Annotated in this window: 29 protein-coding genes and 1 riboswitch; of the genes, 10 read left to right on the top strand and 19 right to left on the bottom strand. The window is 44.8% G+C overall.

Annotated elements, in window-relative coordinates; translation table 11 throughout:
- Nucleotides 1–42 precede the first annotated feature (42 nt).
- Nucleotides 43–558 carry a gamma carbonic anhydrase gene (locus LWH95_RS15615; RefSeq protein ID WP_088112212.1) on the top strand — a complete coding sequence of 172 codons (516 nt, stop codon included), beginning with the start codon at nucleotides 43–45 and terminating at the stop codon, nucleotides 556–558.
- Between the two features lie 258 nt (nucleotides 559–816).
- On the opposite strand, the gene alaP is transcribed toward LWH95_RS15615, so the two are convergent.
- The 3 genes from alaP to metK form a co-directional block, all read right to left on the bottom strand.
- Nucleotides 817–2,208, bottom strand: coding sequence for an alanine permease AlaP (gene alaP, locus LWH95_RS15610; RefSeq protein WP_003238023.1), 1,392 nt, complete (start codon nucleotides 2,206–2,208; stop codon nucleotides 817–819).
- 126 nt (nucleotides 2,209–2,334) lie between these two features.
- Nucleotides 2,335–4,233, bottom strand: a complete 1,899-nt coding sequence (asnB, locus tag LWH95_RS15605) for an asparagine synthase (glutamine-hydrolyzing) (RefSeq protein ID WP_003238025.1) — start codon at nucleotides 4,231–4,233, stop codon at nucleotides 2,335–2,337.
- A 148-nt stretch (nucleotides 4,234–4,381) separates the two neighbouring features.
- Complete coding sequence (gene metK / locus LWH95_RS15600) at nucleotides 4,382–5,584, bottom strand: methionine adenosyltransferase (protein WP_003229102.1); 1,203 nt, start codon at nucleotides 5,582–5,584, stop codon at nucleotides 4,382–4,384.
- A 169-nt stretch (nucleotides 5,585–5,753) separates the two neighbouring features.
- Nucleotides 5,754–5,892: riboswitch (SAM riboswitch) on the bottom strand.
- Between the two features lie 197 nt (nucleotides 5,893–6,089).
- Here metK and pckA point away from each other — a divergent pair.
- Nucleotides 6,090–7,673 carry a phosphoenolpyruvate carboxykinase (ATP) gene (gene pckA, locus LWH95_RS15595; RefSeq protein ID WP_060399338.1) on the top strand — a complete coding sequence of 528 codons (1,584 nt, stop codon included), beginning with the start codon at nucleotides 6,090–6,092 and terminating at the stop codon, nucleotides 7,671–7,673.
- 38 nt (nucleotides 7,674–7,711) lie between these two features.
- Here the strand turns inward: pckA and LWH95_RS15590 are convergent, their stop codons facing one another.
- Both LWH95_RS15590 and LWH95_RS15585 read right to left on the bottom strand, forming a co-directional pair.
- Complete coding sequence (locus LWH95_RS15590) at nucleotides 7,712–7,954, bottom strand: DUF2584 domain-containing protein (RefSeq protein ID WP_003238029.1); 243 nt, start codon at nucleotides 7,952–7,954, stop codon at nucleotides 7,712–7,714.
- Between the two features lie 51 nt (nucleotides 7,955–8,005).
- On the bottom strand, nucleotides 8,006–8,779 hold the full coding sequence (locus tag LWH95_RS15585; protein ID WP_232919934.1) for an alpha/beta hydrolase family protein: 774 nt from the start codon (nucleotides 8,777–8,779) through the stop codon (nucleotides 8,006–8,008).
- 150 nt (nucleotides 8,780–8,929) lie between these two features.
- Here LWH95_RS15585 and LWH95_RS15580 point away from each other — a divergent pair, with 150 nt between their 5' ends.
- The 3 genes from LWH95_RS15580 to LWH95_RS15570 are packed head-to-tail and all read left to right on the top strand — an operon-like array spanning nucleotide 8,930 to nucleotide 11,516.
- Nucleotides 8,930–9,934, top strand: coding sequence for an ABC transporter substrate-binding protein (locus tag LWH95_RS15580; RefSeq protein WP_232919933.1), 1,005 nt, complete (start codon nucleotides 8,930–8,932; stop codon nucleotides 9,932–9,934).
- A gap of 12 nt (nucleotides 9,935–9,946) precedes the next feature.
- Nucleotides 9,947–10,729, top strand: coding sequence for an ABC transporter ATP-binding protein (locus LWH95_RS15575; RefSeq protein WP_232919932.1), 783 nt, complete (start codon nucleotides 9,947–9,949; stop codon nucleotides 10,727–10,729).
- Nucleotides 10,704–11,516 carry an ABC transporter permease gene (locus LWH95_RS15570; RefSeq protein ID WP_232919931.1) on the top strand — a complete coding sequence of 271 codons (813 nt, stop codon included), beginning with the start codon at nucleotides 10,704–10,706 and terminating at the stop codon, nucleotides 11,514–11,516. Before LWH95_RS15575 ends, LWH95_RS15570 begins: the two co-directional genes overlap by 26 nt.
- A 27-nt stretch (nucleotides 11,517–11,543) precedes the next feature.
- Here the strand turns inward: LWH95_RS15570 and ytkD are convergent, their stop codons facing one another.
- From ytkD to LWH95_RS15555, 3 genes are all read right to left on the bottom strand, one after another.
- Complete coding sequence (gene ytkD, locus LWH95_RS15565; RefSeq protein ID WP_003238038.1) at nucleotides 11,544–12,020, bottom strand: RNA deprotection pyrophosphohydrolase; 477 nt, start codon at nucleotides 12,018–12,020, stop codon at nucleotides 11,544–11,546.
- Nucleotides 12,021–12,231: 211 nt separating this feature from the next.
- The gene (locus LWH95_RS15560) at nucleotides 12,232–12,636 is read right to left on the bottom strand and encodes a phage holin family protein (protein ID WP_100275480.1); all 405 of its coding nucleotides are present in this window, start codon (nucleotides 12,634–12,636) and stop codon (nucleotides 12,232–12,234) included.
- A 167-nt stretch (nucleotides 12,637–12,803) separates the two neighbouring features.
- Complete coding sequence (locus LWH95_RS15555; RefSeq protein ID WP_003238042.1) at nucleotides 12,804–13,241, bottom strand: Dps family protein; 438 nt, start codon at nucleotides 13,239–13,241, stop codon at nucleotides 12,804–12,806.
- Nucleotides 13,242–13,371: 130 nt separating this feature from the next.
- Between LWH95_RS15555 and ytzI the strand changes: the two genes are divergently transcribed.
- Nucleotides 13,372–13,512, top strand: coding sequence for a YtzI protein (gene ytzI / locus LWH95_RS15550; RefSeq protein ID WP_003238044.1), 141 nt, complete (start codon nucleotides 13,372–13,374; stop codon nucleotides 13,510–13,512).
- Here ytzI and LWH95_RS15545 read toward each other — a convergent pair.
- Together LWH95_RS15545 and LWH95_RS15540 are read right to left on the bottom strand one after the other, a co-directional pair.
- Nucleotides 13,506–13,943 carry a FixH family protein gene (locus LWH95_RS15545; RefSeq protein WP_232919930.1) on the bottom strand — a complete coding sequence of 146 codons (438 nt, stop codon included), beginning with the start codon at nucleotides 13,941–13,943 and terminating at the stop codon, nucleotides 13,506–13,508. The genes ytzI and LWH95_RS15545 overlap by 7 nt on opposite strands.
- 119 nt (nucleotides 13,944–14,062) lie before the next feature.
- Entirely contained in the window at nucleotides 14,063–14,536 is a 474-nt protein-coding gene (locus tag LWH95_RS15540) for an S-ribosylhomocysteine lyase (protein WP_003238048.1), read from the bottom strand.
- A 127-nt stretch (nucleotides 14,537–14,663) separates the two neighbouring features.
- On the opposite strand from LWH95_RS15540, the gene yidD reads away from it, so the two are divergent.
- A complete protein-coding gene (yidD, locus tag LWH95_RS15535; RefSeq protein ID WP_003238050.1) occupies nucleotides 14,664–14,891 on the top strand; it encodes a membrane protein insertion efficiency factor YidD in 228 nt (75 codons plus the stop codon).
- Here the strand turns inward: yidD and LWH95_RS15530 are convergent.
- Both LWH95_RS15530 and LWH95_RS15525 read right to left on the bottom strand, forming a co-directional pair.
- Nucleotides 14,888–15,451 (bottom strand): beta-class carbonic anhydrase, encoded by a 564-nt coding sequence (locus LWH95_RS15530; RefSeq protein WP_060399342.1) that lies wholly within the window; start codon nucleotides 15,449–15,451, stop codon nucleotides 14,888–14,890. The two genes, yidD and LWH95_RS15530, sit on opposite strands and share 4 nt — an antisense overlap.
- Before the next feature lie 119 nt (nucleotides 15,452–15,570).
- A complete protein-coding gene (locus LWH95_RS15525; protein WP_003219346.1) occupies nucleotides 15,571–15,819 on the bottom strand; it encodes a type B 50S ribosomal protein L31 in 249 nt (82 codons plus the stop codon).
- A 205-nt stretch (nucleotides 15,820–16,024) separates the two neighbouring features.
- On the opposite strand from LWH95_RS15525, the gene LWH95_RS15520 reads away from it, so the two are divergent.
- The 3 genes from LWH95_RS15520 to LWH95_RS15510 are packed head-to-tail and all read left to right on the top strand — an operon-like array spanning nucleotide 16,025 to nucleotide 18,651.
- Complete coding sequence (locus tag LWH95_RS15520) at nucleotides 16,025–17,356, top strand: cytochrome ubiquinol oxidase subunit I (protein ID WP_019259268.1); 1,332 nt, start codon at nucleotides 16,025–16,027, stop codon at nucleotides 17,354–17,356.
- 42 nt (nucleotides 17,357–17,398) lie between these two features.
- Entirely contained in the window at nucleotides 17,399–18,439 is a 1,041-nt protein-coding gene (locus LWH95_RS15515) for a cytochrome d ubiquinol oxidase subunit II (protein WP_148982215.1), read from the top strand.
- 53 nt (nucleotides 18,440–18,492) lie between these two features.
- Nucleotides 18,493–18,651 (top strand): DUF1540 domain-containing protein, encoded by a 159-nt coding sequence (locus LWH95_RS15510; RefSeq protein ID WP_003238057.1) that lies wholly within the window; start codon nucleotides 18,493–18,495, stop codon nucleotides 18,649–18,651.
- 18 nt (nucleotides 18,652–18,669) lie between these two features.
- On the opposite strand, the gene mntD is transcribed toward LWH95_RS15510, so the two are convergent.
- The 7 genes from mntD to menB all read right to left on the bottom strand — a co-directional run bounded on the left by mntD (nucleotide 18,670) and on the right by menB (nucleotide 26,313).
- Nucleotides 18,670–19,557, bottom strand: a complete 888-nt coding sequence (mntD, locus tag LWH95_RS15505) for a manganese ABC transporter permease MntD (RefSeq protein WP_032731946.1) — start codon at nucleotides 19,555–19,557, stop codon at nucleotides 18,670–18,672.
- Nucleotides 19,547–20,854 carry a metal ABC transporter permease gene (locus LWH95_RS15500; RefSeq protein WP_133486351.1) on the bottom strand — a complete coding sequence of 436 codons (1,308 nt, stop codon included), beginning with the start codon at nucleotides 20,852–20,854 and terminating at the stop codon, nucleotides 19,547–19,549. Before LWH95_RS15500 ends, mntD begins: the two co-directional genes overlap by 11 nt.
- A gap of 5 nt (nucleotides 20,855–20,859) precedes the next feature.
- Nucleotides 20,860–21,612, bottom strand: coding sequence for a manganese ABC transporter ATP-binding protein MntB (gene mntB, locus LWH95_RS15495; RefSeq protein WP_133486349.1), 753 nt, complete (start codon nucleotides 21,610–21,612; stop codon nucleotides 20,860–20,862).
- 18 nt (nucleotides 21,613–21,630) lie between these two features.
- Nucleotides 21,631–22,551 carry a manganese ABC transporter substrate-binding protein/adhesin MntA gene (gene mntA / locus LWH95_RS15490; RefSeq protein WP_232919929.1) on the bottom strand — a complete coding sequence of 307 codons (921 nt, stop codon included), beginning with the start codon at nucleotides 22,549–22,551 and terminating at the stop codon, nucleotides 21,631–21,633.
- Between the two features lie 280 nt (nucleotides 22,552–22,831).
- Nucleotides 22,832–23,947, bottom strand: coding sequence for an o-succinylbenzoate synthase (gene menC / locus LWH95_RS15485; protein WP_060399346.1), 1,116 nt, complete (start codon nucleotides 23,945–23,947; stop codon nucleotides 22,832–22,834).
- Nucleotides 23,944–25,404 (bottom strand): o-succinylbenzoate--CoA ligase, encoded by a 1,461-nt coding sequence (locus tag LWH95_RS15480; protein WP_232919928.1) that lies wholly within the window; start codon nucleotides 25,402–25,404, stop codon nucleotides 23,944–23,946. The genes menC and LWH95_RS15480 overlap by 4 nt, the downstream gene beginning before the upstream one ends.
- A gap of 90 nt (nucleotides 25,405–25,494) precedes the next feature.
- Nucleotides 25,495–26,313, bottom strand: coding sequence for a 1,4-dihydroxy-2-naphthoyl-CoA synthase (menB, locus tag LWH95_RS15475; protein WP_003219322.1), 819 nt, complete (start codon nucleotides 26,311–26,313; stop codon nucleotides 25,495–25,497).
- Nucleotides 26,314–26,337 lie beyond the last annotated feature (24 nt).

The following is a 26,337-nucleotide window of genomic DNA, read 5'->3' as shown; positions in this document are numbered from 1 at the left end:
CACCTCATACGAAATTTAAATAGAGAAAGAAGGATGAATGTTATGATCTACCCTTATAAGGAACACACGCCAGATATTCACCCAACAGCCTTTGTAGCTGATAATGCCACAATTACCGGTGACGTCGTTATCGGAGAACAGTCCAGCATTTGGTTTTCTGTTGTCATAAGGGGAGATGTCGCGCCGACCAGAATCGGAAGCAGAGTCAATATCCAAGATTTAAGCTGCCTCCATCAAAGTCCGAACCGGACGCTTCTCATTGAAGATGACGCCACGATAGGGCATCAAGTTACACTTCATAGCGCTGTTATCCGCAAGAATGCCTTAATCGGCATGGGCTCAATCATCTTAGACGGAGCCGAAATTGGCGAAGGGGCCTTTATTGGTGCCGGCAGTCTTGTCCCTCCGGGAAAATTCATCCCGCCTGGCCACCTCGCCTTTGGCCGTCCTGCAAAAGTCATCCGCCCTTTGACGGAAGAAGACCGACAAGATATGCAAAGAATACGGTCGGAATATGTAGCAAAGGGCCAATATTATAAATCACTTCAGCAAACATAAGACCTGCTTCGTCTTACTTTACCATTTTTCAAATTATGTTTGAAAGCAATAACCATCGTTTCCCCGGACGTAATGACAGTTCGGGTTTTGTTTTTTCCATAAAATGTTCACATGTAGCATTAAACGTATGACTTTTATCTTATCATAAAACATGATCAGCAACTGTAATCTGGCTCTGCAAAAATCACATTTCTATTCTTTCCTGTTCTCTATTTTCTATGAGTACATACAAAAAGAGCCCGCTGGGAGCTCTTTTTGTCAGCTGATATTGCGTTCGCTGGCAGCAGCCGCATTTTTCTTATGAAAACCTTTTCCATAATACACAGCAAGTAAGATAAGAAACCATATCGGCCCGATAATCACGGCTACTCTTGTATCGGGACTGTAAGCCATAAGAATAACGACAAATGCTAAAAATGCCAATGACACATAAGACGTAAACGGAAAGAAAGGCATTTTGTATTTTAAGTGTTTCTTTTCTTCTGGCTGCAAGCTTTTCCGGTATCTAATTTGAGAAAGCAAAATGATCGCCCACGTCCAAATCGCTCCGAACGTCGCAATGCTTGTGACCCAAGTAAACACTTTTGCAGGTACAACGTAGTTTAACAGCACGCCGACCAATAAAGCGCCCGCTGAAGCCAGAACAGCTTTACCCGGGATGCCGCCTTTTGTCAGCTGGCCATAGGCTTTTGGCGCCTCCCCCTGATCCGCTAAGTTAAACAGCATCCGACCCGTGCTGAAAATGCCGCTGTTGCAGGAAGACAGCGCGGCCGTCAAGACGACAAAGTTAATGATGCCTGCCGCAGATGGAATGCCCACTTTTTCAAATGTGAGGACAAACGGACTTCCTTGTGAGCCAATTTCCTGCCATGGATAAATAGACATAATGACAAATAAAGCACCTACATAAAAAATCAAAATACGCCAAAATACCGTATCTATTGCTTTGGCTAACGATTTTTGCGGGTTCTTCACTTCACCAGCCGTCACCCCGATCATTTCAATCCCTAAATAGGCGAACATCACCATTTGGAGTGACAATAAAACCCCTTTTATGCCATATGGAAAAAATCCTCCGTTGTTCCACAAATTGCTGATTCCCGTGGCAATGCCTCCATTGCCGACCCCTGCGATGATCATCAATAACCCGACAGCAATCATAGATAAAATCGCGACAATTTTAATCAAAGCGAACCAAAATTCCAGCTCTCCGTAAGCTTTAACAGCCAAGAAGTTAACACCCGTCATAATGATCAGCGCCGATAATGCCCATATCCAGTTTGGCACGTCCGGAAACCAGTATCCCATATAAATACCGACAGCAGTGATTTCAGCCATACAGGTGACAACCCATAAAAACCAGTAGTTCCATCCGGTTAAATAGCCTGCAAGCGGTCCCAAATAATCACGCGCATACCTGCTGAAGGAGCCAGCGACCGGTTTTTGAATGGCCATTTCTCCAAGCGCTCTCATAATAAAAAACATGATCAGGCCGCTTACGGCATACGCTGCCAAAATACCAGGCCCTGCTAATTTGATAGCTGATGCGGAGCCGAGAAACAACCCCACTCCAATGGCAGCTCCTAAAGACATTAGAGAAATATGCCTCTGCTCGAGTCCGCGGTGCAGCTCTTGTTTTTGTTTTTGCATGCTCTTCTCCCCTAGAAAAAAATATCAATAAAACATTTTTCTGAATTTTTCGTGTGGATTAGGTAATCAATGATCATGGAGAAATAAAAGTATACAAGGCTTTCGACGAATCGAAAGCCTTGTCTGTTACACAAAGATGACTTCTTTAGGCTGATGGCTCAGCTCTTCAGGCATATACCGTTTTTCGATATTGATGCTGTGCCAGATCATAAAGATTAATACAGTCCAGATTTTACGGCTGTTATCAGCCTTATCCGCACAGTGGTCTTCAAGAAGCTGAAGGACATAATCCTTGTGGATATAAGCATCCGTTTGGCTTTCCTGAATAATGTTCCGCACCCATTCGTTCATTTCGTTTTTCAGCCAATGACGGATCGGTACAGGGAAACCAAGCTTTTTGCGGTTTAAAACGTGCTCAGGCACAATTCCTTCAGCTGCTTTGCGAAGAAGATATTTCGTCGTGCCGTTCTTCGTTTTCAGTTCGTCAGGAATTTTTGAAGCGACGTCAAATACGACTTTATCCAGGAATGGCACACGCAGTTCCAAAGAATTCGCCATAGTCATTTTATCTGCTTTTAACAGAATGTCACCGCGCATCCAAGTGTGGATATCAACATATTGCATTTTGTTGATATCGCTGTATGAGCTGCTTTCTGTAAAATAAGTCTTGGTCACATCACGATATGAAAGGTTCGGATTATAATGTTTCAACAGCTGTTTTTTGACAGACTCTTCAAAGATCTTCGCGTTACCGATGTAACGATCCTGAAGCGGAGTGCAGCCGCGCTCAAGCAGGCTCTTTCCTCTCATTCCTTCAGGCATAACGGCCGCAACGTGCAGAAGCATCTTTTTCAGGCCGGACGGAATGCGCTCAAACGGTTTAAGCGAAAGCGGTTCACGGTAAATGTTATATCCGCCGAAGAGCTCGTCTGCACCTTCACCGGATAAGGCAACCGTTACATGTTTTTTCGCTTCTTTTGCAACAAAGTACAATGGAATCGCCGCCGGATCAGCAAGCGGATCATCAAAATGCCATACGATCTTCGGAAGCTCGTTCATGTATTCCTCAGGGGAAATGACTTTGCTGATATTTTCAATACCAAGTGCCGCAGCAGTTTCTTTCGCTACATCGACTTCACTGAAGCCCTGCTGTTCGAATCCGACAGAGAAAGTTTTTAAGCTTGGATGAAATTCTTTCGCAACGGATACAATAAAGGAAGAATCGATTCCGCCAGACAGGAATGAACCGACAGGAACGTCACTTCTCATATGAACGTTTACAGAGTCATAGATCGCGTCTCTGACTTCTTTCACAAGCTTATCTTCTTCGGTCTGAACTGGCTTGAAGTTCGCTTTGAAATACGTTTTGAATGTGATATCGCCGTCCGGGCGGATTGTAAACTGTGAACCCGGCTCTACTTTTTTCACATTGGCATCAAGCGTGCTTGGTTCAGGAACGAATTGGAAAGACATGTACTGCTGCAATGCCTCTTTATCTATTTCAATATCGTTCTGAGCAACCATTAAACTTTTTCTCTCTGAGGCAAAATAAACCTGATCATTGATCGTTGTGTAGTACAACGGTTTAATGCCGAATGGATCTCTTGCTCCATAAAGCACATGATCGTTTTTATTCCAAATCAGAAAGGCAAACATACCGCGCAGTTTGGACGCCGCTTCTTCTTTATAGTGACGGTAAGTCGCAAGAAGAACCTCTGTGTCCGAATCCGTGTTGAATGTATACCCCTTTGCTTCAAGTTCTTCTCTCAATTCAATATAGTTATAGATTTCTCCGTTAAAGATAATCCAATATGTTTCATCTTCATATGATAAAGGCTGTCCGCCATTTTCTACATCAATAATGCTGAGCCGTCTGAATCCGAATCCAACGTGCTCATCATGGAAATATCCATCACTGTCAGGACCGCGGTGAACGATCATTTGGTTCATTTGTTTGATTAGTTCTTCTTGATCAGCGGTTTGAGCTAACGGATGCTTGTTAAAAACCCCGACAAATCCACACATAGTATTGCCTCCATAATTAAAATTGTCATCATTGAACCCCTATTTATAGACGCTGTGAATAGTATTTGGTTTCACGGTTATGTAAAAAAATAAACATGAATACAACGTAAAAAAGGGAAAGCCGCTTAACCAGTAAGCGGCTATAAAATTATTCTCCTAACGCTTCTTTACGCAGCTGCTCCGCTTTGTCTGTACGTTCCCACGGAAGATCAACATCGTGGCGTCCAAAGTGGCCGTACGCAGCAGTTTGTTTGTAGATCGGACGGCGTAAATCAAGCATTTTGATAATGCCGGCAGGTCGTAAATCAAAGTTATTGCGAACAACTTCAATCAGTTTTTCCTCAGAAGCTTTTCCGGAACCGAATGTGTTGATTGAGATTGACACAGGCTGTGCAACACCAATCGCGTAAGCAAGCTGTACTTCGCAAGAATCTGCAAGCTCAGCCGCTACGATGTTTTTCGCAACATATCTTGCTGCATATGCCGCAGAACGGTCTACCTTCGTCGCATCCTTACCTGAGAACGCGCCTCCGCCGTGGCGTGCATAGCCGCCGTACGTATCAACAATGATTTTGCGTCCTGTAAGTCCCGCATCCCCTTGAGGGCCTCCGATAACGAAACGTCCTGTAGGGTTGATGAAATATTTTGTTTCTTCATCAATCAGCTCTTCAGGAACAACCGGATTGATAACATGTTCTTTAATGTTGCGCTGGATTTGCTCAAGCGTAATTTCAGGGTGGTGCTGAGTTGAAATAACAATCGCGTCAATGCGGACAGGTTTGTTATTTTCATCATACTCAACCGTTACCTGTGTTTTGCCGTCAGGGCGAAGGTATGGAAGAATATCTTCTTTGCGGACTTCACTCAGGCGGCGGGCCAATTTATGAGCAAGTGAAATTGGAAGAGGCATAAGCTCTTTCGTTTCATTGCACGCATAACCGAACATTAAACCTTGGTCACCCGCACCGATCGCTTCAATTTCTTCGTCACTCATTGTGCCTTCACGGGCTTCAAGCGCTTGGTCTACACCCATCGCGATATCAGCAGACTGCTCGTCAATTGATGTTAAAACCGCACAAGTTTCCGCATCAAATCCGTATTTCGCACGTGTGTATCCGATTTCTTTAATTGTTTGGCGAACTGTTTTCGGAATGTCAACATACGTAGATGTTGTGATCTCTCCGCTGACAAGAACCAAACCAGTTGTCACAGACGTTTCACAAGCAACACGCGCGTTAGGGTCTTTCTTTAAAATTTCATCTAAAATGCTGTCAGAAATCTGGTCACAGATTTTATCCGGATGCCCCTCCGTAACAGATTCTGATGTAAATAAACGACGATTTTTACTCATGATTTGCTTCCTCCTGCACAAGGCCTCCCGAAAGACCTTGTATATATGATACGGAACTCGCTCCCTCTTTTATACAATGTAACGTTATATTAGAGAATGTTAATTGGCATATTTATGAAATAAAAAAACCTTTTCCATCGAGGAAAGGGTTTGGACTTTGTGCCTTTCACTCTTATCGCTCAAGGAATCATACAACCTTGCAACAGGTTAGCACCTTGGTTGTCTCACACAGTTGAACATAATAAATAACAGAGAAACCGGTTGCTGGGCTTCATAGGGCCTGTCCCTCCGCCAGCTCGGGATAAGAGTATCCGCTCAATGAAATATCTTATCGTAAAAGGGTTTGCAATGTCAATATGATTCAGAAGAAATAGGCACCTATATCGAGGGAAAACATTGGAAAACACACACACAAAAAACGATAAATAGTATAGACTATTTGAAAATATATGTTATACTAATTCACAATTAGCAAAACACAAAAAACGATAAAGGAAGGTTTCATATGAACTCAGTTGATTTGACCGCTGATTTACAAGCCTTATTAACAAGTCCAAATGTGCGTCATAATTTATCAGCAGCACAGCTTACAGAAAAAGTACTCTCCCGGAACGAAGGCATTTTAACATCCACGGGTGCTGTTCGGGCGACAACAGGCGCTTACACAGGACGTTCACCTAAAGACAAATTTATCGTGGAGGAAGAAAGCACGAAAAATAAGATCGATTGGGGCACGGTGAATCAGCCGATTTCAGAAGAAGCATTTGACCGGCTGTACACGAAGGTTGTCAGCTATCTGAAACAGCGAGATGAGCTGTTTGTTTTCGAAGGATTTGCCGGAGCAGATGAAAAATACAGGCTGCCGATCACCGTCGTAAATGAGTTCGCATGGCACAATTTATTCGCCAGACAGCTGTTTATCCGTCCGGAAGGCAATGATAAGAAAACAGTTGAACAGCCGTTTACCATTCTTTCTGCTCCGCATTTCAAAGCGGATCCAAAAACAGACGGCACACATTCCGAAACCTTTATTATTGTCTCTTTCGAAAAGCGGACGATTTTAATCGGCGGAACAGAGTATGCCGGAGAAATGAAGAAATCTATTTTCTCCATTATGAATTTCCTGCTCCCTGAAAGAGATATTTTATCTATGCACTGCTCCGCCAATGTCGGTGAAAAAGGCGATGTCGCCCTTTTCTTCGGACTATCTGGAACAGGCAAGACCACACTGTCAGCCGATGCTGACCGCAAGCTAATCGGCGACGATGAACACGGCTGGTCTGACACAGGCGTCTTTAATATTGAAGGCGGATGCTACGCCAAGTGCATTCATTTAAGCGAAGAAAAGGAACCTCAGATCTTTAACGCGATTCGCTTCGGGTCTGTTCTCGAAAATGTTGTTGTTGATGAAGATACACGGGAAGCCAATTATGATGATTCCTTCTATACCGAAAATACGCGGGCTGCTTACCCGATTCATATGATTGACAACATCGTGACCCCAAGCATGGCAGGCCACCCGTCAGCAATTGTATTTTTAACGGCTGATGCATTCGGGGTTCTGCCGCCGATCAGCAAACTGACGAAGGAGCAGGCAATGTACCATTTCTTAAGCGGTTATACGAGTAAACTTGCCGGAACCGAACGCGGTGTGACGTCTCCTGAGACGACATTCTCCACATGCTTCGGCTCACCGTTCCTGCCGCTTCCTGCTCACGTCTATGCTGAAATGCTCGGCAAAAAGATCGATGAACACGGCGCAGACGTTTACTTGGTCAATACCGGCTGGACTGGCGGCGGCTACGGCACAGGCGAACGAATGAAGCTTTCTTACACAAGAGCAATGGTCAAAGCAGCGATTGAAGGCCAATTAGAGGATGCAGAAATGATGACTGACGATATTTTCGGCCTGCACATTCCACTTCACGTTCCTGGCGTTCCCGATCATATCCTTCAGCCGGAAAACACGTGGAACAACAAGGAAGAATACAGAGAAAAGGCTGTCTACCTCGCAAATGAATTCAAAGAGAATTTTAAAAAGTTCGCACATACAGATGCCATTGCGCAGGCTGGCGGCCCTCTCGTTTAGAAAGCAAAAGCCAAGAGCAATTATGCTCTTGGCTTGTTTTAATTGACAGAATGCAGTGAAGTCAGCTTGTACGTAATGATGGTCCGGCCGTCTTCCCATTGAAGCTTCTGCACTTCAGCTGTGCCCGATTTTTCGCCAAACTTTGTTTTGCGTACATCCATCGGAATCTCCATCGGATACACACGGTATCCCTCTTTCTCTAACGTGAATATATTTTCATCTATGCGAACTTCTTTTCCTTTTGTCACAATCAGTGTATTAAATTCAACAGGCATTCCCAAAGTGAAATCCCCTTTCGTTCTCTTTTTTCTTTATCATACCATATTTCACCGTCAGCGGTTTTTCATCCATTGTGTGAGCTGCCGTACGATACGCCGGTTTTCTTTTGGCGGAAAATAATGTGTGAATTTACTGTAGTACCACGTCTCCACCGGCTTATGCAGCTGTTTTAGCTTCTCTTCAAATAGATAGGAATGCTGAATCGAAACGTTTTGGTCTTTTTCTCCATGGATTAATAGCACGGGGGCCTGAATTTTATCTACTTGGTCAAATGGTGTTCTCCATTTGTATTCCTCAGGCACCTTTTTCGGTGTTCCGCCGATGACTCTTTTCATCATTCGCCGCAAATCATGCCGCTCCTCATATGTAAGGATCATATCACTGACGCCTCCCCAGGAAACAAATGAAGCCGCTTGCCGGCCCATTTCAATCGCAGTGAGCATTCCCATAATTCCGCCGCGGGAAAAGCCGAAGATATGGATTCTGTCCTTCTTGACATTTGGATGCTGCTGAAGCAGGCGAAATGCAGAAAAGGCATCCTCCCTGTCTTTTCCGGCAAAATCCTCATTGCCCTCTCCTCCTTGATTTCCTCTGTAAAAAGGAGCAAACACAACAAACCCTTGGGATGCAAACTGGATAATCCGGCCCGGCCGAACCATGCCCACGCTTTTAATTCCGCCGCGCAAATATAAAAAACCGTCATATTGTCCCGGTGCCGCCGGCTCAGCCAGAAGCCCCTTTACCCGTAAGCCATTTGAAAGATAGCAGATCGTATACAAACGCACATGCTGACTTGGCGACGGAAATCTTCTTTTCTCAACAATCAAAGCAGCCGCCTCCTTTTTTCTATATGCTTTCCTTCCTCCAAAATTACATCCGGAGAACCTGATTAGGCATTCACACATTTTTATACCCATCATACGATATGTAAAGCAAAAAAGGATATTAACTTGATGCTAAATAAGGAGGTTGTCTATGTGAACAAATGGTTAAGGCTGGGCTGCGCCTGTGTCGGCAGTATATTTCTGATGATCGCCCTGGCGGCTTGCAAGCAGGAAGAAACGCTCACCAAAGTCAAAGTAGCTGAAGTGACCCATTCGATTTTTTACGCACCTTTATATGTTGCTGAGTCTAAAGGATTTTTCAAGGAAGAAGGGCTTGATGTTGATGTAAACACGACATGGGGCGGCGACAAAACGATGACATCGCTTCTTTCAAACGGCTCAGACATTGCACTTGTCGGGTCAGAAACATCTATTTATGTCGAAGCGCAAGGGGCTAAAGACCCTGTCATTAATTTCGCCCAGCTGACCCAGACAGACGGAACATTTCTTGTCGCGAGAGAAGATGTTGAACACTTTGACTGGGATCAGCTGGAAGGAAAAACGTTTCTCGGCCAGAGAAAAGGCGGCATGCCGCAAATGGTCGGCGAGTATGTACTGAACAAACATAAAATTGACCCGCATAAGGATATTGACCTTATCCAGAACATAGACTTCGCCAATATCGCCAATGCATTTGCTTCTGGAACCGGCGAGTATGTACAGCTCTTTGAACCGCAAGCTTCTCTCTTTGAGAAAAAAGGCATCGGCCATATCGTAGCTTCTTTTGGAGAAGAATCAGGCCAGGTTCCTTATACGACTTTTATGGCGAAACAAAGCTACCTGAAGAAACATGAAGACACAGCCGTCAAGTTTACAAAAGCCATTTATAAGGCGCAGCAGTGGGTGGAAAAACACTCGGCGAAGGACATCACAGACGCCATTAAAGATGAATTTGATGATACCGATCCAGAAGTTATCGAAACATCCATTGAACGCTATAAAAAGCAGCATTCGTATTCGCCAGACCCTCTGCTGAACGAAAAAGAATGGGAGCTGCTCCAAACCATTATGGATCAATCGGGAGAACTGCCGAAGCACATTCCATACAATCAGCTAGTAAATAAACAAATTGCCGAAAAAGTCACCTCGGAAAAATAGGAGGCGCCATTTATGTCTTTCTTACATGTCGACCATGTAACCCATACTTATTTTTCTGTAAAAGAAAAAACAACGGCCGTGCGGGATATTCATTTCAATGCTGAAAAAGGTGATTTCATCTCATTTCTCGGCCCAAGCGGCTGCGGAAAAACAACACTGCTTTCCATTATTGCCGGCCTGATTGAGCCATCGGAAGGCAGAGTTCTGATTGAAGGCCGTGAGCCAAATCAAAAAGAACATAACATTGGCTACATGCTTCAGCAGGATTACTTATTTCCCTGGAAATCTATCGAGGAAAATGTGCTTCTCGGTTTAAAAATCGCCGACACGTTGACGGAAGAAAGCAAGGCCGCTGCACTCGGTCTATTGCCGGAGTTCGGCCTCATAGATGTGGAGAAGAAATATCCGAAAGAGCTGTCGGGCGGAATGCGCCAGCGGGCCGCGCTTGCAAGAACTCTTGCGCCAGATCCAAGTCTGCTTTTGCTGGATGAGCCATTTTCCGCGCTTGATTTTCAGACAAAGCTGTTATTGGAAAACCTGGTATTCCGTACATTAAAGGAGTATCAAAAAACAGCAGTGCTTGTCACTCATGATATTGGGGAAGCGATAGCGATGAGCGATACGATCTATTTATTTTCAAACCAGCCGGGCACCATCCATCAGATTTTTACCATTCCTAAGGAATTGGCCGCGATGATGCCTTTTGACGCCCGCCAGGCGCCATCCTTCCAGACGCTGTTTCAAACGATATGGAAGGAGCTGAATTCTCTTGAGAAACAGCAAAGAAACCATTGATTTGCTTCACGAGCAATATCAATTAAAACAGAAAAAGGAAAAATGGAATGTACATTCCTTTCAGCTTGCCATATTTATTCTCTTTTTCTCGGGTTGGGAAATCTCCAGCAGGCTCGGCTGGATTGATCCACTGATCTTCAGCTCTCCGTCAGCTGTATGGCGTTTATTGCTGGAGAAACTGGGTGACGGGTCTTTACTGTCACATATCGGCGTCACTTTATTTGAAACGGTGCTTGGCTTTTTGCTTGGGACGTTGATGGGCACGTGCCTCGCTGCTTTGTTATGGTGGTCCAACCGGCTTGCCAGAATTTTAGATCCGTATCTCGTTATTTTGAATGCAATGCCGAAAGTGGCGCTGGGCCCGATCCTGATTGTCGCGCTCGGTCCCAGTTTTATTAGCATTATTGTGATGGGGGCCATCATCAGCGTCATTATCACCACCATCGTCGTGTACACTGCCTTTCAAGAGGTTGACGAAAACTATATAAAAGTCATGAAAACATTCGGTGCAAAAAAATGGGTCATTTTTAAAGAAGTGATTCTGCCCGCATCCTCCCCCGCTATTATTTCAACACTGAAAGTAAACGTCGGGTTATCATGGGTTGGCGTCATTGTAGGGGAATTCCTTGTCTCTAAGGTCGGGTTGGGATATATGATTATTTACGGTTTCCAAGTCTTCAATTTCACGCTCGTCTTCTTAAGCCTGCTGATCATCGCCATATTTGCCACTCTGATGTATCAGGGCGTAGAGCTTCTGGAAAAGAAATGGACGAAGGGCAGGACATAAAAAAACCCGGCACATGTGCCGGGTTTTTCATTCGATCCATCCAGCTTCTTTCAGTTTTTTCAAACTGATCGGAAGAACGGAATCCTTCATAATAAAGCTGAATTTTTTATTGCGGGAAAGGTTTTCCGGAAGCTCATGAAACAGAACCGGGCCTTTCGTTTCAAAGTAATCAGCTTGCTTTTCAAGCTTTTCTATATCTGCAAAATATATATTTTTTACAATCACTTTTTCTTTACCGAGAACTTTATACTGTCCGAGGTACTTGAGGCTTTTCACTCTCGCACCCGTCTCTTCCTTTACTTCCCGGAGCGCCGCCTCTTCTGCGCACTCCATCGGCTCTACTTTCCCGCCTGGAAACTCATAGCCTCTGTCCTCATGTTCTGTTAAAAGCCATTTGCCGCCAAAACGGCAAATCACCCAGACATGTTTCGGGCTGTCCGAGAAAGGCTGAGTGTCAAAGGAAAGCTGAACAGTATTCTGATAATAATCTTTAAACTCGTACATGTTTATCCCTCAAATCCGTTCCTAGCTATCTTCCATACATCATACCACAGTTATGTTTCTTCGGAAGCCTTTTATCAAAAAATTAGGGAAACCCAGCACGCCATCAGGGTATAAAGCATGCAGACCAGCTCGTACAGTTTTTTGCCGTGCCTTTTGCCAGAATGTGCGACTGGCGCTCTGGGCTTTATTATGACCCGTGAACAGCTAAAAGTTACGGTTTGCGTTTGAATTTATTTTTTAACGTTTCTAAAAGATCGACAAGCATCTGAGGAACCGGTATGCCGAGAGAGCTGGCTGTCACTACAATTTGCACAGACTCATAAAGAATATAAAACATAATAGCCAAGTCACGTATTGACCCCTGTGTATTCAGCAGCTGATCAAAAAAGTGGCATACAGAGATCAGAGCCAGCGTGACTAATTTTTTGACAAGCCGGGTAAATACTTTTTTAAACGCCAGCTTGTGAATAATCGTTTCCTTCAAGGTCGTACTGATAAATTCAATGGCCATAAGAGAGAGCAAAATCAGGAATGAATATTGAAAACCTCCGAAGAAAAACCCCGCTGCTGAAACGCTGACTGCTAAAAACGAAAAGATGCCAAAGTCTCTATCCATTTATACCAACATCCTTTCACAGAAACGGCCTTACGATATTCTATGGAAAACAAGCCGCACGGATTGGATTTTTCAGAAAAATGGACTGGTTGTCGCCTATTTTAATTTGGATACAAAATTAAAAGCCGGACGTCTTTTATAAGACATCCGGCCTTTCTTTTTTGGGTTTATCCCAGGTAAGCTTTCAGCATCCAGTTGTGTTTTTCTATATTTTGATGGATCGCAAGAAGCATGTCCCCTGTTGTTTCGTCACCGACTTCATCAGCTAAATCCATGCCGTTTTTCAGCTCTTCCGCGATGACTGTGAAATCATCATATACGCTCTGAACCATTTGTTCAGCCGTTTCATTTCCTTCCGCTTCTTTTACAGAAGCTGTTTCCAAGGATTCCTTCATTGTCGCAATTGGTTTTCCGTTCAGTGCCAAAAGACGTTCTGCTAAGTCATCAATATAAGTTGCCGTTTCGTTATACAGCTCTTCAAACTTTTCATGAAGAGTGAAGAAATCTTTCCCTTTCACATACCAATGATAATTATGTAGTTTCACATACATGACTGTCCAGTTGGCTACTTGTTTGTTCACTGCTTGAATCAATTGTTCTGACATGATTATCTTCCTCCTTGTTATATGACTATGTATACCCTTTATATCGTACGTTAAAACCTCTTTTTTACCCTTATGTGTCACAATTTCTTCTACTATGCTACAATTGTTAAAAAACGGGAGGTGGAATGTCATGACGCTTCTCATTACGGTAAGTATTTTGATTGTGCTGGCTGTTTTGCTTGTCACCATTTGGACGACTGTGAAAGCCTATAATGTAAAGCACACCATCGATCCTCCGCAAGAAACTCGCTCTGATTCAAAACGTCAATGATTGTGTGAATGCTCGTCTTCAGTCTGATTGCTGACAGCATCGGCGTCTCCGACTTGGACTTTTAAGGTCGGCATGCTATGCTGTTTTTTTGCTGTGACATGGGATTGGACAGTGTATACACCATCTTCCTTAAACGTTGTTTCCAATCGATATACGCCTTTTTCCTGTTTCGCTTTATACATTTGGCTGGCGTCTTTTTCTCCTTCTTTCCACACTTCAAACTCCACTTCATCAGCATCCGTCACAGCTTCGTCACCATATGATACCGCTGCTTCATAAGCGGCACTTTCTCCGGGATTTACTTTTTCAGGTCCGGTCAGCTTGACATCCAATACCTCGGGCGTCTCAGCTGTATTTGCTTTGTTTTCGCCAGATCCGCATCCATTAAGCAAAAAAGCAGAAAAAAGCAGAACAACCAACATTTTTTTCATGCCATCACCCTTTCATCGTTTACCTAAATAGTAGCAAACGCTTACACCAAATGGTATATAAAAAAGCAGACGTCACAAAAAAGACCTTTTTGCTTAAGTGCAAAAAGGTCCCTTTCTGTTTAGCCAAATACTTTTAGCAATTCTTCTTTATCCTGTGACAGCCAGAAACGCATTAAACGTTTAGCGCCTTCCAGATCATGAAGCTTCGCCTGGCCGCACTGCTTTTCATTTGCAGCCGGAATTTCGGTAATTTCTACTGCTTCGTTCATTGTATCTTCAAGAAGATCAACGATTTCCGCTGGTGTCGGCTCTCCGCTCACAACAAGATAATAGCCTGTTTGGCAGCCCATTGGAGAAATATCGATGATATCAAAATGATCATATTTCTCAGCGTGAGAACGAATCGTAAACGCGAGCAAATGCTCAAGTGTGTGAATAGTGTCAGGCTTCATCGCCTGTTTATTCGGCTGGCAAAAACGAATATCAAATTTATTTACAACGCCGTCTGTTCCTACTTTATGCACGCCGCAATGTCTTACGTATGGAGCAACAACCGCATTATGATCAAGCTCAAAACTTTCTACTGAAGGCATAATGGCACTCTCCCTTTTTTAAAAATGTACATTCATTATAACATACCTTTCCGATAAGAATTATCGAATAACTTTTCAATCTGCGTTTTTTTTCTTATACTTGCATCAGAAAGGTTGCTGAAGAAATATGAAAACCCTATTTATCGCTCTGATCAGAGGATATCAAAAATTCATCTCGCCGCTGACACCGCCAACATGCCGCTTTTATCCGACTTGTTCCCAATACGGAATCGAAGCGATTAAAACGCATGGTGCTCTAAAAGGCGGATGGCTGACCATCAAACGGATTTTGAAATGCCACCCGTTACATCCGGGAGGAGTCGATCCCGTTCCTGAAAAGAAACGAAAACATTAAGCGTTATAGCCGTTTACGACAAGATCCAGTTTTCCGGTTTTAGGATCAATAACTAACCCATGGACAGGAACATTTTCCGGGAACAGCGGATGATGTTTTATAACGTCTACGCTGTCTTTTACACTAGCTTCCACTGAATCAAAGCTTTTAAACCATTGATCGAAGTCAACACCGGAGTACTTTAATGTTTCGATGCGTTCTTCAGGAATTCCTCTTTCTTTCATTCTATCAAGCATGCTTTCGCTGCTGATTTTGCTCATGCCGCAATCGTGATGCCCGATCACACATACCTCATCTGCGTTCAGCTCATACACTGCGACGAGCAAACTTCTCATGATGCTTCCGAATGGGTGTGTCACAAGCGCACCAGCACTTTTAATGATTTTCACATCACCGTTTCGCATATTCATTGCATGCGGCAGCAATTCAACCAAACGAGTGTCCATGCAAGAAAGAATTGCCATTTTTTTATCTGGGAATTTTGATGTTTGAAACTTTTCGTACTCCCTTTGTTCAGTAAATGTCTTGTTAAATTCAAGAATATCATTTAGTAGGCTCATAAGCTAGCTGTATTCCTTTCTGGTCTTTTTACTCTTCAATATATCACAGCATTTGTCTTTTCGTCATCTTATCAAAAATCAAACTGAGCAAGAAAAAAAGACAAACCCTCAGGTCTGCCTCATTTCCCCATATTATAGCGTTTTTTGAACTGCTCCACTCTTCCGCCTTTTTCATTGAATTTCTGGCGGCCTGTATAGAACGGATGCGTGTCAGAACTGACCTCTACTTTAATGACCGGATATGTGTTGCCGTCTTCCCACTCTGCTGTTTCATTAGATGTTTTAGTAGAGGTGCTGAGAAAACGGTAGCCGCTGTTGACATCCTGAAATATGACTTTGTGGTTCTTTGGATGAATTCCTTCTTTCATGTCTATCCCCTTTCTTCAAATCGTAATAATTACGTTTTATTTTATATCCTCACAAACGTTTTGTCAATCTCCTTACATCCTTCCCTAGGTTTTCGCATCGTAAACCTCACGGCATTTAAGAATAGGAAGAATAATCTAACCGAGGAAGCAAATAATAAACCCAAAATACATACAGAACGTCTTTTTAGAAAGGTGGTTTACGATTGTGGATGATTTAGTTTTGGCTAGAAGCCTTTTTGGCACGACAATGGGCTTTCATATCATTTTTGCAACGCTTGGAGTCGGTCTGCCGCTGATGATTTTAGTGGCGGAATTGATCTATCAAAAAACGAAAGATGACCATTATGCGATCATGGCGAAAAGATGGACGAAAGCGCAAGCCGTTTTGCTGGGGGTCGCCATACCAACCGGGACGATTGCGGGCACTCAGCTCGCGCTTTTATGGCCGGGATTTATGGAAGTCATCGGCCGGGTCATGTCTCTGCCGTTTCAAATTGAGATCTATGCTTTTTTTGTTGAAGCCCTTTTCATGTCGATTTATGTATATGCCGCAGACCGTTTGTCACCGGCTATGAGGATTGTTGCTGTTTTCTTTGTATTAGTCGGCGCTGCAGCGTCCGCTGTTCTGATTACGAATGTTCACGCCTTTGAAGGAACGCCGGCCGGTTTTAAAATTTCAAACGGAAAAATTACAGATGTTGATCCGTGGGCTGCGTTCTTCAACCCAAGCTTTTTTATCACTGCCGGCCATGTCGTTTTATCCGCGTTTATGACGGGAGCTTTTATCGTGGCTTCTGTGGCTGCATATAAAATGATCCGGTCGAGGAAAAAGGAAAAGGTCTATCGCTTTCACCGGAAAGCCCTTTTGCTCGCACTGACGATCGGCGGTATTTTTTCATTGCTGACCGCTTTGAATGGACACGAATCTGCACAGATGCTTTATGAATATCAGCCCGAAAAATTAGCCGGCGCGGAAGGCTTGTTTGAAACAAGGTCTCACGCCCCTCTTGCTATCGGCGGTTTTACCGACCCGAATGAAGAAAAAGTAAAATGGGCTATCGAGATTCCATGGGCGTTAAGCTTTTTAGCAGCGAACCGCTTTGACACTGTTGTAAAAGGATTAAATGCATTTCCGAGAGACGAATGGCCGCCGCTGTTTATTCACACGCTTTTTAATGCGATGGTCGGAGTAGGAATGCTGCTCATCCTTTATTCCATTATCGGTGTGGTCTGGAGAAAGGTGCTCAAGAAAGACCGTTTCCCAACGTGGCTTTTGGTCATTTTTATGACGGCAGGCCCTTTTAGCATCATCGGCATTGAATTTGGCTGGATTTTCGCCTGTACAGGGAGGCAGCCTTGGGTCATCTATCATCTCCTGAAAACGTCGGATGTTGTGACGACGACTGGCTCGATCGGGGTGCTCTTCTTATTTTTCACATTCGTTTACGCCGTGTTGGGCGCTGCTGTCGTCTACGTGCTGCTGTACTATTTCCGCAAACACCCGGTTGACGAAGATTTAAATACAGCGGAGTCGTAATGGCTCCGCAAACAGGAAACCAAATGGAAGGAAGATCGATAAATGGACATTTCAACTGACGCTCTGATCGCCATCTCAATTATTTGGGGTTTTGTGTTTATCTACGCCGTTATGGCGACAATGGATTTTGGAGCGGGATTTTGGTCTATGATCTATTTAAACAAAGAGCACATGAAGGCCACCGACATCGCGAACCGCTTTCTGTCCCCGACTTGGGAGGTAACAAATGTCTTCATCGTGGCCATCGTTGTGGCGCTTTTCAGCTTTTTTCCGGGCGCGACATTTGTGCTCGGGACCGTTTTATTAATTCCCGGAAGCATGATTTTACTGCTTTTAGCGATCCGAAGCGGGTTTCTCGTTTTTTCAAACACAGCGAAAGAACGAAAATTGCTAAGATATATTTCCGGCATCTCCGGCTTTATCATCCCTGCTATTTTAATTTTGGTGCTTCCTGTGACGCACGGAGGGTTTATAGAAAAAACGGACGGAATCTATAACTTAAATATGTCTAAAATCTTTTCAAGCCCGAACGCCTATTCATTTATCGGGTTTGCGATTTTAAGCACTTTATTTTTATCCTCACTGCTGCTTGCTGATTTTTCAAATGTGGCGGAGGAACAGGATGCCTACCGCGCTTACAGAAGAAGCGCCTTGATTACCGGCCCTATTTCACTCCTGTTTGCTGTATGCATTATGCTGACAATGCGGAATGAAGCAAACTGGCTGTATAGCGGCATGATGAATGATTTCTCTTGGATTATTGCATCGTTCATTACATTTGTCATTGCTGGAATTGCTCTTTTTCTGCCTAACAAGAGCTTTGGCCAAAACATCGGAAAGCCGCGGCTTGCACTTGTCGCGATTGCGATACAGTATTTTCTGGCAAGCTACGCGTACGGGCGGGCGCATCTCCCTTATATGATTTATCCTGATGTGACAGTTATGTCGGGCTTCACAGAACCAGCAACGTTCAGAGCGCTGTTTGCGACGTATATTGTTGCATTTATCATCCTCTTTCCGGGCTTCTTTTTCTTCTGGAAAATGTTTATGCGAGATAAGCGGTATATCCGTCAGGAGGAATAGAGGACAAACCCGCCGGCTATACTAAGGCAGAACCTTGATAAGGAGGGGATGGCATGGAGCAGAAAATTCTATGCGAAGTCAACAACTGTTCTTATTGGGACAAAGGGAACAAATGCACCGCTGATGCCATTTATGTTGTCAGCCATACTGGTGAAACGGCTGAAAACAGCCGGGAAACGGACTGCAAAACGTTTAAGCCGCATGATTTGTAATCAAAAGAAAGAGCTGCCTCAGCCAGCTCTTTCTTTTCGCATGTTCAATGTTCTCAGTTTTTTTGTCATGACCCCGTTTGCAGGTGAAAACAATAAGGCACCTGTATAACATACACCTGTCATGGCCGCCATCGCTCCGGAAATCGAAACATTAAGCCACGTTGCGAAGAAATAGCCCATGACCGCTGAAAGCCCTCCAATCACCGCGCTGAGGATCAGCATATAAAGCAGCCGGTCAGTCAGCAAATGAGCTGCAGCAGGCGGGACAATCAGCATGGCCACAACCAATACAGCACCCACCGAATCAAAGGAAGCAACGGTCGTCAGCGACAGCATGCCCATTTGCACATAATGAATCAGCAAAACCGGTATTCCCAGAGCTAAAGCCATTTGCGGATCAAACGAAGCGATTTTGAACTCCTTATAGCACACACTGATCAACAATACATTTAAAACCAGAACAGATGCCAGCATCCAAAACGCTTTCGGCCCGATGTCAACTCCGAATACCGTAATCGTATTCCACGGCACAAAAGCGATTTCTCCCATTAACGAGTGCTCAATATCAAGATGGACATTCGCTCCATACACAGATAGCAAAATGACGCCGACTGCAAATAAGGATGTAAAAACAACGCCTATGGCGGCATCTGATTGAACCCCCTTGCTGTGGAGAAGCTGAACCAAAAATGCCGTTAACAGTCCAGATACAGCCGCGCCGATAAACATAGGAATCCCGTCAAGACTTCCTGTCACAAGAAAAGCACCGACGATGCCAAGCAACACAGTATGGCTGATCGCGTCGGCCAGCATTGCCATTCTTCTCAACACCAAGAATGTGCCGATCAGCCCACAGCTCACACCGACTAGTACACCAGTAGCTATAATCCATGCTTCAAAACTCATTTGCGATCTGTCCCTTCTCGGCATCAGCGGGCGCCTTTCGAAGCTCAGGCATCCGTCCATACAGCTTTAAGAGTGAAAAAAGCCGCTCTCTCGTTTCCTCAGGCAAACGATCCGGGACAAAATGATCCTGATCGAATTCTATATTCGCAAGCTCCATTTCATGCATGAGGTACACTTCATACATCCGTTGCTTCAAAGCGATGTGATAGCCTTTTTCTATCCCAGTGCGTGTCATTTGCCAAACCCCGTTTTCGATACGCACGATGCACCTCTCTTTTTCCAAGTCATTCAATACCTTAAGACATAATGCAGGGGATATCCGCCTTTTCTTTCTTACACCTTCAGCCGTTACATAAAGATCCTTCTTTTCATACTGCTCATAAATCGTCAGCAGCACCTGCTCTCGGCTTGTTTTCCGCCGCAGCCTTATCAGCCTTATTGCTTTTGCTGCCAATCCACGCTTAGGCGCGCAAATCATTGAAAATAGAAAGATCATTGTTGCTGATAAGATCATTAACGGCCCTGTCGCCATGCCCTTCATCGTCGTGCTCAGCAAGGTTCCGGCCACGCCGCTTACACCGCCTGTGATCCCGGCAATGACCATCATTCCGGTTAACCGCTCGGTCCAATACCTTGCAGCTATGGCAGGCGTAATCAGCATAGCCGCCATTAATATCACACCAACTGTCTGAAGCCCGATGACGACAGCACAGACGATAAGGCAAGCCAAAAGCCCGTTTAAAAAACGAACCGGCATTCCCAACCCCTTTGCAAACGCGAGATCGAAAGTGATCAATGTAAACTCCTTAAAGAAAACAATACAAAGAAGCAATAAAACAGCGGATATTCCTGCAATCAGAATGATATCCTGTCTGATCAATGAAGCGGCCTGGCCGAATAAAAAAGAATCAAGCCCGCTTTGGCTTCCCGCCCCCTGCTGCTGAATATATGTCAGCAGTATGATTCCGACGCCAAAGAACACAGAGAGAACAATCCCGATCGCCGAGTCCTCTTTTGTTTTTGAAAGCCGCGGAATCAGCTGAATACACCAAGTTCCAAGCAAACCTGCAAGCGCTGCCCCCAGCAAAAAGAAAGGCAGTGATTTTTGCCCGGTGAACAGAAAAGCGAGACACACGCCCGGCAGAGCTGAATGAGCCATCGCATCGCCGATTAAACTTTGCTTTCTCAGCAGCACAAAGCTGCCCAAAACACCGCTTGCCGCCCCGAGCAAAAGCGTACCCGCAAGCACCCACTGTGTATTTGGATGCTGGAGCTGCAGCCACAAACTTTCAAACAATGCGCTCACCCCTTCTGTCCTTCTGCCAGCACTTTATCTTTTAGAAACGTCAGCTTTCCTCCATACGTTTTTTGCAGGTTTTCGATCGTAAAAACGTTTTCCGCCGGTCCGAAAGCGATTTTTCTTAGATGAAGCAGTAGGATCCAATCGAAATAATCCTCGGCGGTCTGCAGGTCATGGTGGACGACAAGCACTGTTTTCCCTTTTTCTTTGAGTTCTGCCAAAAGCGTCATAATCGCCCGCTCCGTCGCTGCATCAACGCCGGCAAACGGTTCATCCATAAAATAAACGTCGGCATCCTGGCAGAGCGCCCTGGCAAGAAACACACGCTGCTGCTGTCCGCCTGACAGCTGGCTGATCTGCCTTTTCGCGTAATCAAGCATCCCGACTTTTTCTAAAGCGGCTTTCGCCATCTCCACATCAGCCTTTTTTGGCCTTTTTAATAAGCCGATGCGGCCGTATCTCCCCATCAGCACAACATCGAGCGCGCTTGTGGGGAAGTCCCAGTCAACCGAGCCGCGCTGCGGAACGTATCCGATTCTTGTCCGCTGATCCTTATAGTCTTTGCCGTAAATAGAGATGTCTCCTGAAGCGCGGGGCACAAGACCGAGAATGGTTTTGATCAAGGTTGATTTTCCCGCGCCGTTTGGACCGATAATGCCAATCAGTTTTCCTTCCGGCACCTGCAGTGAAATTTCCTGCAGAACAGGCTTTTTATGATAAGCGACCGTTACATTATCGAGCTCAACAGGGAACATATCCATCACCTCTTTTCTTTATTTAAGCGCTTTGGTAATCGTGTTGATATTGTGGCGGAACATTCCTTCGTAAGTGCCTTCTTTTGTGCCCTTTTCACCCATGGCATCCGAATAAAGCTGACCGCCGATTGTGACTGTATGGCCTTTTTCTTTAGCCCCTTCTGCCACTGCATTGATTGATTTTTCAGATACGCTACTTTCTACAAAAACAGCTTTTATTTGTTTTTCTGTCAGGAGATCGACCAGTTCCTGAACATCCTTTAATCCGTAATCCGAATCTGTGCTGAGCCCCTGCAGGCCTTTCACCTGAAATCCATACTCTTTCCCAAAGTAGGCAAAGGCATCGTGAGCAGTGACAAGCACACGGCTTTTCTCCGGAATATTCTCGATCTCCTGGCGCGACCACTTATCTAAATATTGCAAATCTTCTTTGTACTCTTTGGCATTTTTCTTAAAATCATCCGCGTGCTCAGGCATCGCTTTGCTGAATTGCGCTTCGATTTCATCCACTGCATAGATCCATAACGGAATACTGAACCAAACGTGCGGATCAAACGTCTTGCCTTCTCCTGCAGAAATGAGCTTGTTTTTCGGTATAGCCTCAGCGACTGCCGCTGCTTGTTTTTGTTCGCCGATTTTTTGGAGAACGTCCTCCATTTTTCCCTCCAGATGCAATCCGCTGTACAGAACAACATCGGCTGACATTAGTTTTTTCGTGTCACCCTGTGAAGCTTTGTAAAGATGCGGATCGACTCCCGGCCCCATTAAAGAGGTGACTTTTACATGCTTTTCTCCAATGTTTTCGGCTGCATCGGCAATTTGGGATGTTGTTGCCGTTACCTGTAACTGTTGATCAGCGCTTTTTCCGGCTGAATCCGTACCGCATCCCGTTAGAGCAAAGCAGGTCAAAAGCACCGCTGCCATCAGTCCCTGTTTCATTTTCACACTCCTCATTGCCATCAATGTCCGATTATATTATCTTATGTTTTCATTTCTTAGACATGTGACATTAAATTAGCCAAAAGCATATTTTATTTAGATAGGACAAAAAGTTTCCTTAGTGCAAAATTATCGCGTTTGCCCACTTTTGTCAAGGACAATTTTCACAAAAAAACCGGCTGGGTTAGCAGCCGGTCCAAACGAGAAGGGATGTATTCAACGAACGCTTTTACTATAACAGCACACTGACATTCTTTCAAAATGGCAAAATACTTTTTTCTTATCCATGTTGCGTGAAAACATCCATTTTGGTCACATATTTTCGCATAATGTCCTGGTTCACCTCAACCCCTAAACCAGGCTGTTTTGACACAGAAATAAATCCATTATCAATACGGATATCAGGGGTCACAATATCCTCATCCCAATAACGTGAGGATGAAGAAATATCACCAGGTATTGTGAATTGCGGCAGTGAAGCTAGCGCCACGTTCTGTGCTCTGGAAATGCCAGTTTCCAGCATTCCGCCGCACCAAACCTGCATATGGTGCTCTCTGCATAAATCATGAATTTTTAAGGCTTCTGTTAAGCCGCCGACACGGGAAGGCTTAATATTAATGATTTTGCAGCTTCCGAGCTCAATCGCCCGTCTCGCATCATCAGCCGAACAAATGCTTTCATCAAGGCAAATGGCCGTTTTCAAATGTTTCTGCAAGTGGCGGTGATCAACGATGTCATCAGCTTGAAGAGGCTGCTCAATCATCATTAAATGGTACTCATCAAGCTCCTTTAAACGGCTGATATCCTTCAGCTCGTATGAGGAATTGGCATCGGCCATAAGCGGGATGTTTGGGAACCGGCTGCGGATGGCCTTGACTAATTCCACATCCTGCCCAGGCTGAATTTTAATTTTTATTCTTTGATATCCTTCTTTTTGATAGCTCTCGATTTCCTTCAGCATATCGTCAAGAGGTGCCAGGCCGACAACTACCCCGGCAGGAACTTTATCTCTTATCCCGCCCAATGCCTCGGCAAGGGAAATGCCCTTCTTTTTCGCATAGATATCCCAGACAGCCGATTCAAGTCCTGCTTTTGCCATCCGGTTTCCTTTGAAGCGCGCCAGGCTGTCCGGCACTTCGGAAGGGTGCTTAAATTCACGTCCGACAACATTGGGAATAAAAAAATCCTTTAGCATGTGCAAACATGTTCCAATGGTTTCTTCGGTGTACCAAGGCGAAGAGAACGCAGATACTTCTCCCCAGCCTGTGACACCGGATGTATCAATGGCTTCCACGATTAGAAATTTACGCTCTTGAAGCGTTTCAATACTGTTTTTGAACGGTTTCTTTAAATTCATGCTTAAGTGGTAAAGCGTAATTTTCTCTATTTCGATCATAGCAGTTCTCCTTTACGCGCATCCTTCAGCTGATTTCGCAAGAGCTTATTAGACGCATTGCGCGGCAGGCTGTCAAGTATAAAGAATTTCGCCGGAATTTTATATTTCGCCAAGCGTTCTTTGCAGTAGGCGGTCAATTCTTCTGCGCTCACAGGCTTGTGAAGGACAAGATAGGCGTGGGGCACCTTCCCCCATTTTTTGTCCTCAGCACCTGAAACACCGGCTTCGGCCACAGCGGGATGTGAAAGCAGCACTGACTCCACTTCAGCCGGATAAATGTTTTCTCCGCCTGATATGATCAGATCTGAACGTCTGTCTAATACATATAAAAAGCCGTCGCTGTCTAAATACCCAAGATCACCTGTTTTCAGCCAGCCATTTTGAAAGGAAGCTTCGTTTGCGCTCTCCCGGTTAAAATAGCTTTTCATGACATTCGGGCCTTTGACCATGATTTCACCGTGTTCAAACGGTTCACATGCCTGTCCGTCCCGCTCTATTTTAATTTCGCATGAAAACAGCGGTTTCCCCGCAGATCCGAGCTTTTCCATACTGAATTCCGGCGACAGGGTGACGATTTGTGAGCATGTCTCTGTCATTCCATAGGACTGAAAGACAGGGAATCCTTTCTCACGGCATTCCTCAAGCAACGGTAGCGGTGCAGGGCCTCCGCCGAGCAGGATGCATCTGATGGTTTCAGGGCAGCGGCTTGTTTCTTCCAAAAGACTGGCCAGCATTGTCTGCACCGCAGATATCATTGTCACTTGATGCCTGTTGATAGAATCCAGCACATCGCTTACGGAAAAGCGATGGTGAAGCACGACAGTCATTCCGTAGATCACAGATTTAAATAACGCGGACAATCCGCTGATGTGGAAGAGCGGCAATGCGATAAGCCAGCGGTCTTGTTCTGTTATACCCAAATTAAGCGCGGATGACACCGCACTGAAATAATGGTTTCCAAACGTTTGCTGAACTCCCTTGGGCTTGCCTGTCGTACCCGACGTATACATCAGCGTTGCCGTTTTATCCAATTGCATATAATCCTCGATCGTAATTTCCTTTGCGTCTACTTGGGCAAGTTCGTCCACATCAATAGTTTGAAGGGTGTGCTCATAATCTTGCTTGTCAAAGCTTGAATCTGTCAGTAAAAAGCGGGCGCCGGAATCCTCCAGCTGAAACAGCCTTTCATGTGTTGACAGCTTCGTATTCAGAAGCACCACCTTAACACCGAGCAAAAAACAAGCGTGAACGGCGTAAACCATTTCTGTACGGTTTTGGAGCAAAATAGCCGCAGTGTCCCCTTTCCGAACCGAATGAGCAGCAAGCTGCTCCGCCATTTGCTTAGACGCAGCAAACAAGTCTGCAAATGTCACGGTTTGGTCTCCATAGATGAGAGCGATTCTCTCAGGTGTCAGCTGTGCCCGTTGCATGAGCCAGTTGGGCTGTTCTGTCAGCATGTCATCATCTCCGAGGTAAAATGTCTGTATTGAAAAGAAAACAGCTTGGACCGCAAAGTCTCAAGCTGTTTGTTTACTAAGTATTGCTGATCACGGGAAACGAGGGAACTGTCCGAAATCAGGTTTGCGTTTTTCCTTAAAGGAATCACGGCCTTCTTTTGCTTCATCTGTTGTGTAGTAAAGAAGGGTAGCATCCCCTGCAAACTGCTGAATTCCAGCAAGTCCGTCCGTATCCGCGTTAAACGCAGCTTTAAGAAAACGAAGTGCGGTCGGGCTTTTTTCAAGCATTTCTTCACACCATTTAATCGTTTCTTCTTCAAGTTGTTCCAAAGGAACGACTGTGTTGACAAGACCCATGTCCAGTGCTTCCTGCGCGTTGTACTGACGGCACAGGTACCAGATTTCACGAGCTTTTTTGTGTCCAACGATTCGAGCCAGGTAGCCAGAACCGTAACCAGCGTCAAAGCTTCCCACTTTAGGGCCTGTTTGTCCGAAAATCGCGTTGTCGGCAGCGATTGTCAAGTCACATACGATGTGAAGCACGTGGCCTCCGCCGATCGCATATCCGGAAACCATCGCAACAACTGGTTTCGGAATGACGCGGATTAAACGCTGAAGATCCAGTACGTTTAGACGCGGAATTTGGTCGTCTCCTACATATCCGCCGTGGCCGCGCACTTTTTGGTCTCCGCCAGAACAAAATGCTTTGTCTCCGGCACCTGCAAGCACGATAACCCCGACGTTTTGATCGTCTCTCGCGTCAGCAAACGCATCAATCATTTCAGCAACCGTTTTAGGGGTAAACGCGTTATGTACCTCGGGGCGATTGATTGTTATTTTTGCAATACCATTATACGTTTCATACAATATTTCATCGTATGTCCGTTTTGTTTTCCATTCTGCAGCCATATGATGACCTCCTTTTATTCTCTA

The organism is Bacillus sp. G16 (assembly GCF_021282335.1).
In the GTDB taxonomy this organism is placed as follows: Bacteria; Bacillota; Bacilli; order Bacillales; family Bacillaceae; genus Bacillus; species Bacillus inaquosorum.
This window is presented reverse-complemented; position numbering and strand designations above follow the sequence as displayed.

Bases quoted from the DNA above. Each gene is read 5' to 3' on its own strand.
- yidD (WP_003238050.1), top strand. From the start codon at position 14,664: ATGAAAACCCTATTTATCGCTCTGATCAGAGGATATCAAAAATTCATC.
- metK (WP_003229102.1), bottom strand. From the start codon at position 5,584: ATGAGTAAAAATCGTCGTTTATTTACATCAGAATCTGTTACGGAGGGG.
- mntB (WP_133486349.1), bottom strand. From the start codon at position 21,612: ATGTTCCCTGTTGAGCTCGATAATGTAACGGTCGCTTATCATAAAAAG.
- ytkD (WP_003238038.1), bottom strand. From the start codon at position 12,020: ATGTACGAGTTTAAAGATTATTATCAGAATACTGTTCAGCTTTCCTTT.
- ytzI (WP_003238044.1), top strand. From the start codon at position 13,372: ATGACGCTTCTCATTACGGTAAGTATTTTGATTGTGCTGGCTGTTTTG.
- alaP (WP_003238023.1), bottom strand. From the start codon at position 2,208: ATGCAAAAACAAAAACAAGAGCTGCACCGCGGACTCGAGCAGAGGCAT.
- pckA (WP_060399338.1), top strand. From the start codon at position 6,090: ATGAACTCAGTTGATTTGACCGCTGATTTACAAGCCTTATTAACAAGT.
- LWH95_RS15480 (WP_232919928.1), bottom strand. From the start codon at position 25,404: ATGCTGACAGAACAGCCCAACTGGCTCATGCAACGGGCACAGCTGACA.
- mntA (WP_232919929.1), bottom strand. From the start codon at position 22,551: ATGAAACAGGGACTGATGGCAGCGGTGCTTTTGACCTGCTTTGCTCTA.
- LWH95_RS15510 (WP_003238057.1), top strand. From the start codon at position 18,493: ATGGAGCAGAAAATTCTATGCGAAGTCAACAACTGTTCTTATTGGGAC.
- LWH95_RS15560 (WP_100275480.1), bottom strand. From the start codon at position 12,636: ATGGATAGAGACTTTGGCATCTTTTCGTTTTTAGCAGTCAGCGTTTCA.
- LWH95_RS15515 (WP_148982215.1), top strand. From the start codon at position 17,399: ATGGACATTTCAACTGACGCTCTGATCGCCATCTCAATTATTTGGGGT.
- asnB (WP_003238025.1), bottom strand. From the start codon at position 4,233: ATGTGTGGATTTGTCGGGGTTTTTAACAAGCATCCGTTAGCTCAAACC.
- mntD (WP_032731946.1), bottom strand. From the start codon at position 19,557: ATGAGTTTTGAAGCATGGATTATAGCTACTGGTGTACTAGTCGGTGTG.
- LWH95_RS15555 (WP_003238042.1), bottom strand. From the start codon at position 13,241: ATGTCAGAACAATTGATTCAAGCAGTGAACAAACAAGTAGCCAACTGG.
- menC (WP_060399346.1), bottom strand. From the start codon at position 23,947: ATGATCGAAATAGAGAAAATTACGCTTTACCACTTAAGCATGAATTTA.
- LWH95_RS15615 (WP_088112212.1), top strand. From the start codon at position 43: ATGATCTACCCTTATAAGGAACACACGCCAGATATTCACCCAACAGCC.
- LWH95_RS15530 (WP_060399342.1), bottom strand. From the start codon at position 15,451: ATGAGCCTACTAAATGATATTCTTGAATTTAACAAGACATTTACTGAA.
- LWH95_RS15540 (WP_003238048.1), bottom strand. From the start codon at position 14,536: ATGCCTTCAGTAGAAAGTTTTGAGCTTGATCATAATGCGGTTGTTGCT.
- LWH95_RS15545 (WP_232919930.1), bottom strand. From the start codon at position 13,943: ATGAAAAAAATGTTGGTTGTTCTGCTTTTTTCTGCTTTTTTGCTTAAT.
- LWH95_RS15575 (WP_232919932.1), top strand. From the start codon at position 9,947: ATGTCTTTCTTACATGTCGACCATGTAACCCATACTTATTTTTCTGTA.
- menB (WP_003219322.1), bottom strand. From the start codon at position 26,313: ATGGCTGCAGAATGGAAAACAAAACGGACATACGATGAAATATTGTAT.
- LWH95_RS15525 (WP_003219346.1), bottom strand. From the start codon at position 15,819: ATGAAAGAAGGAATTCATCCAAAGAACCACAAAGTCATATTTCAGGAT.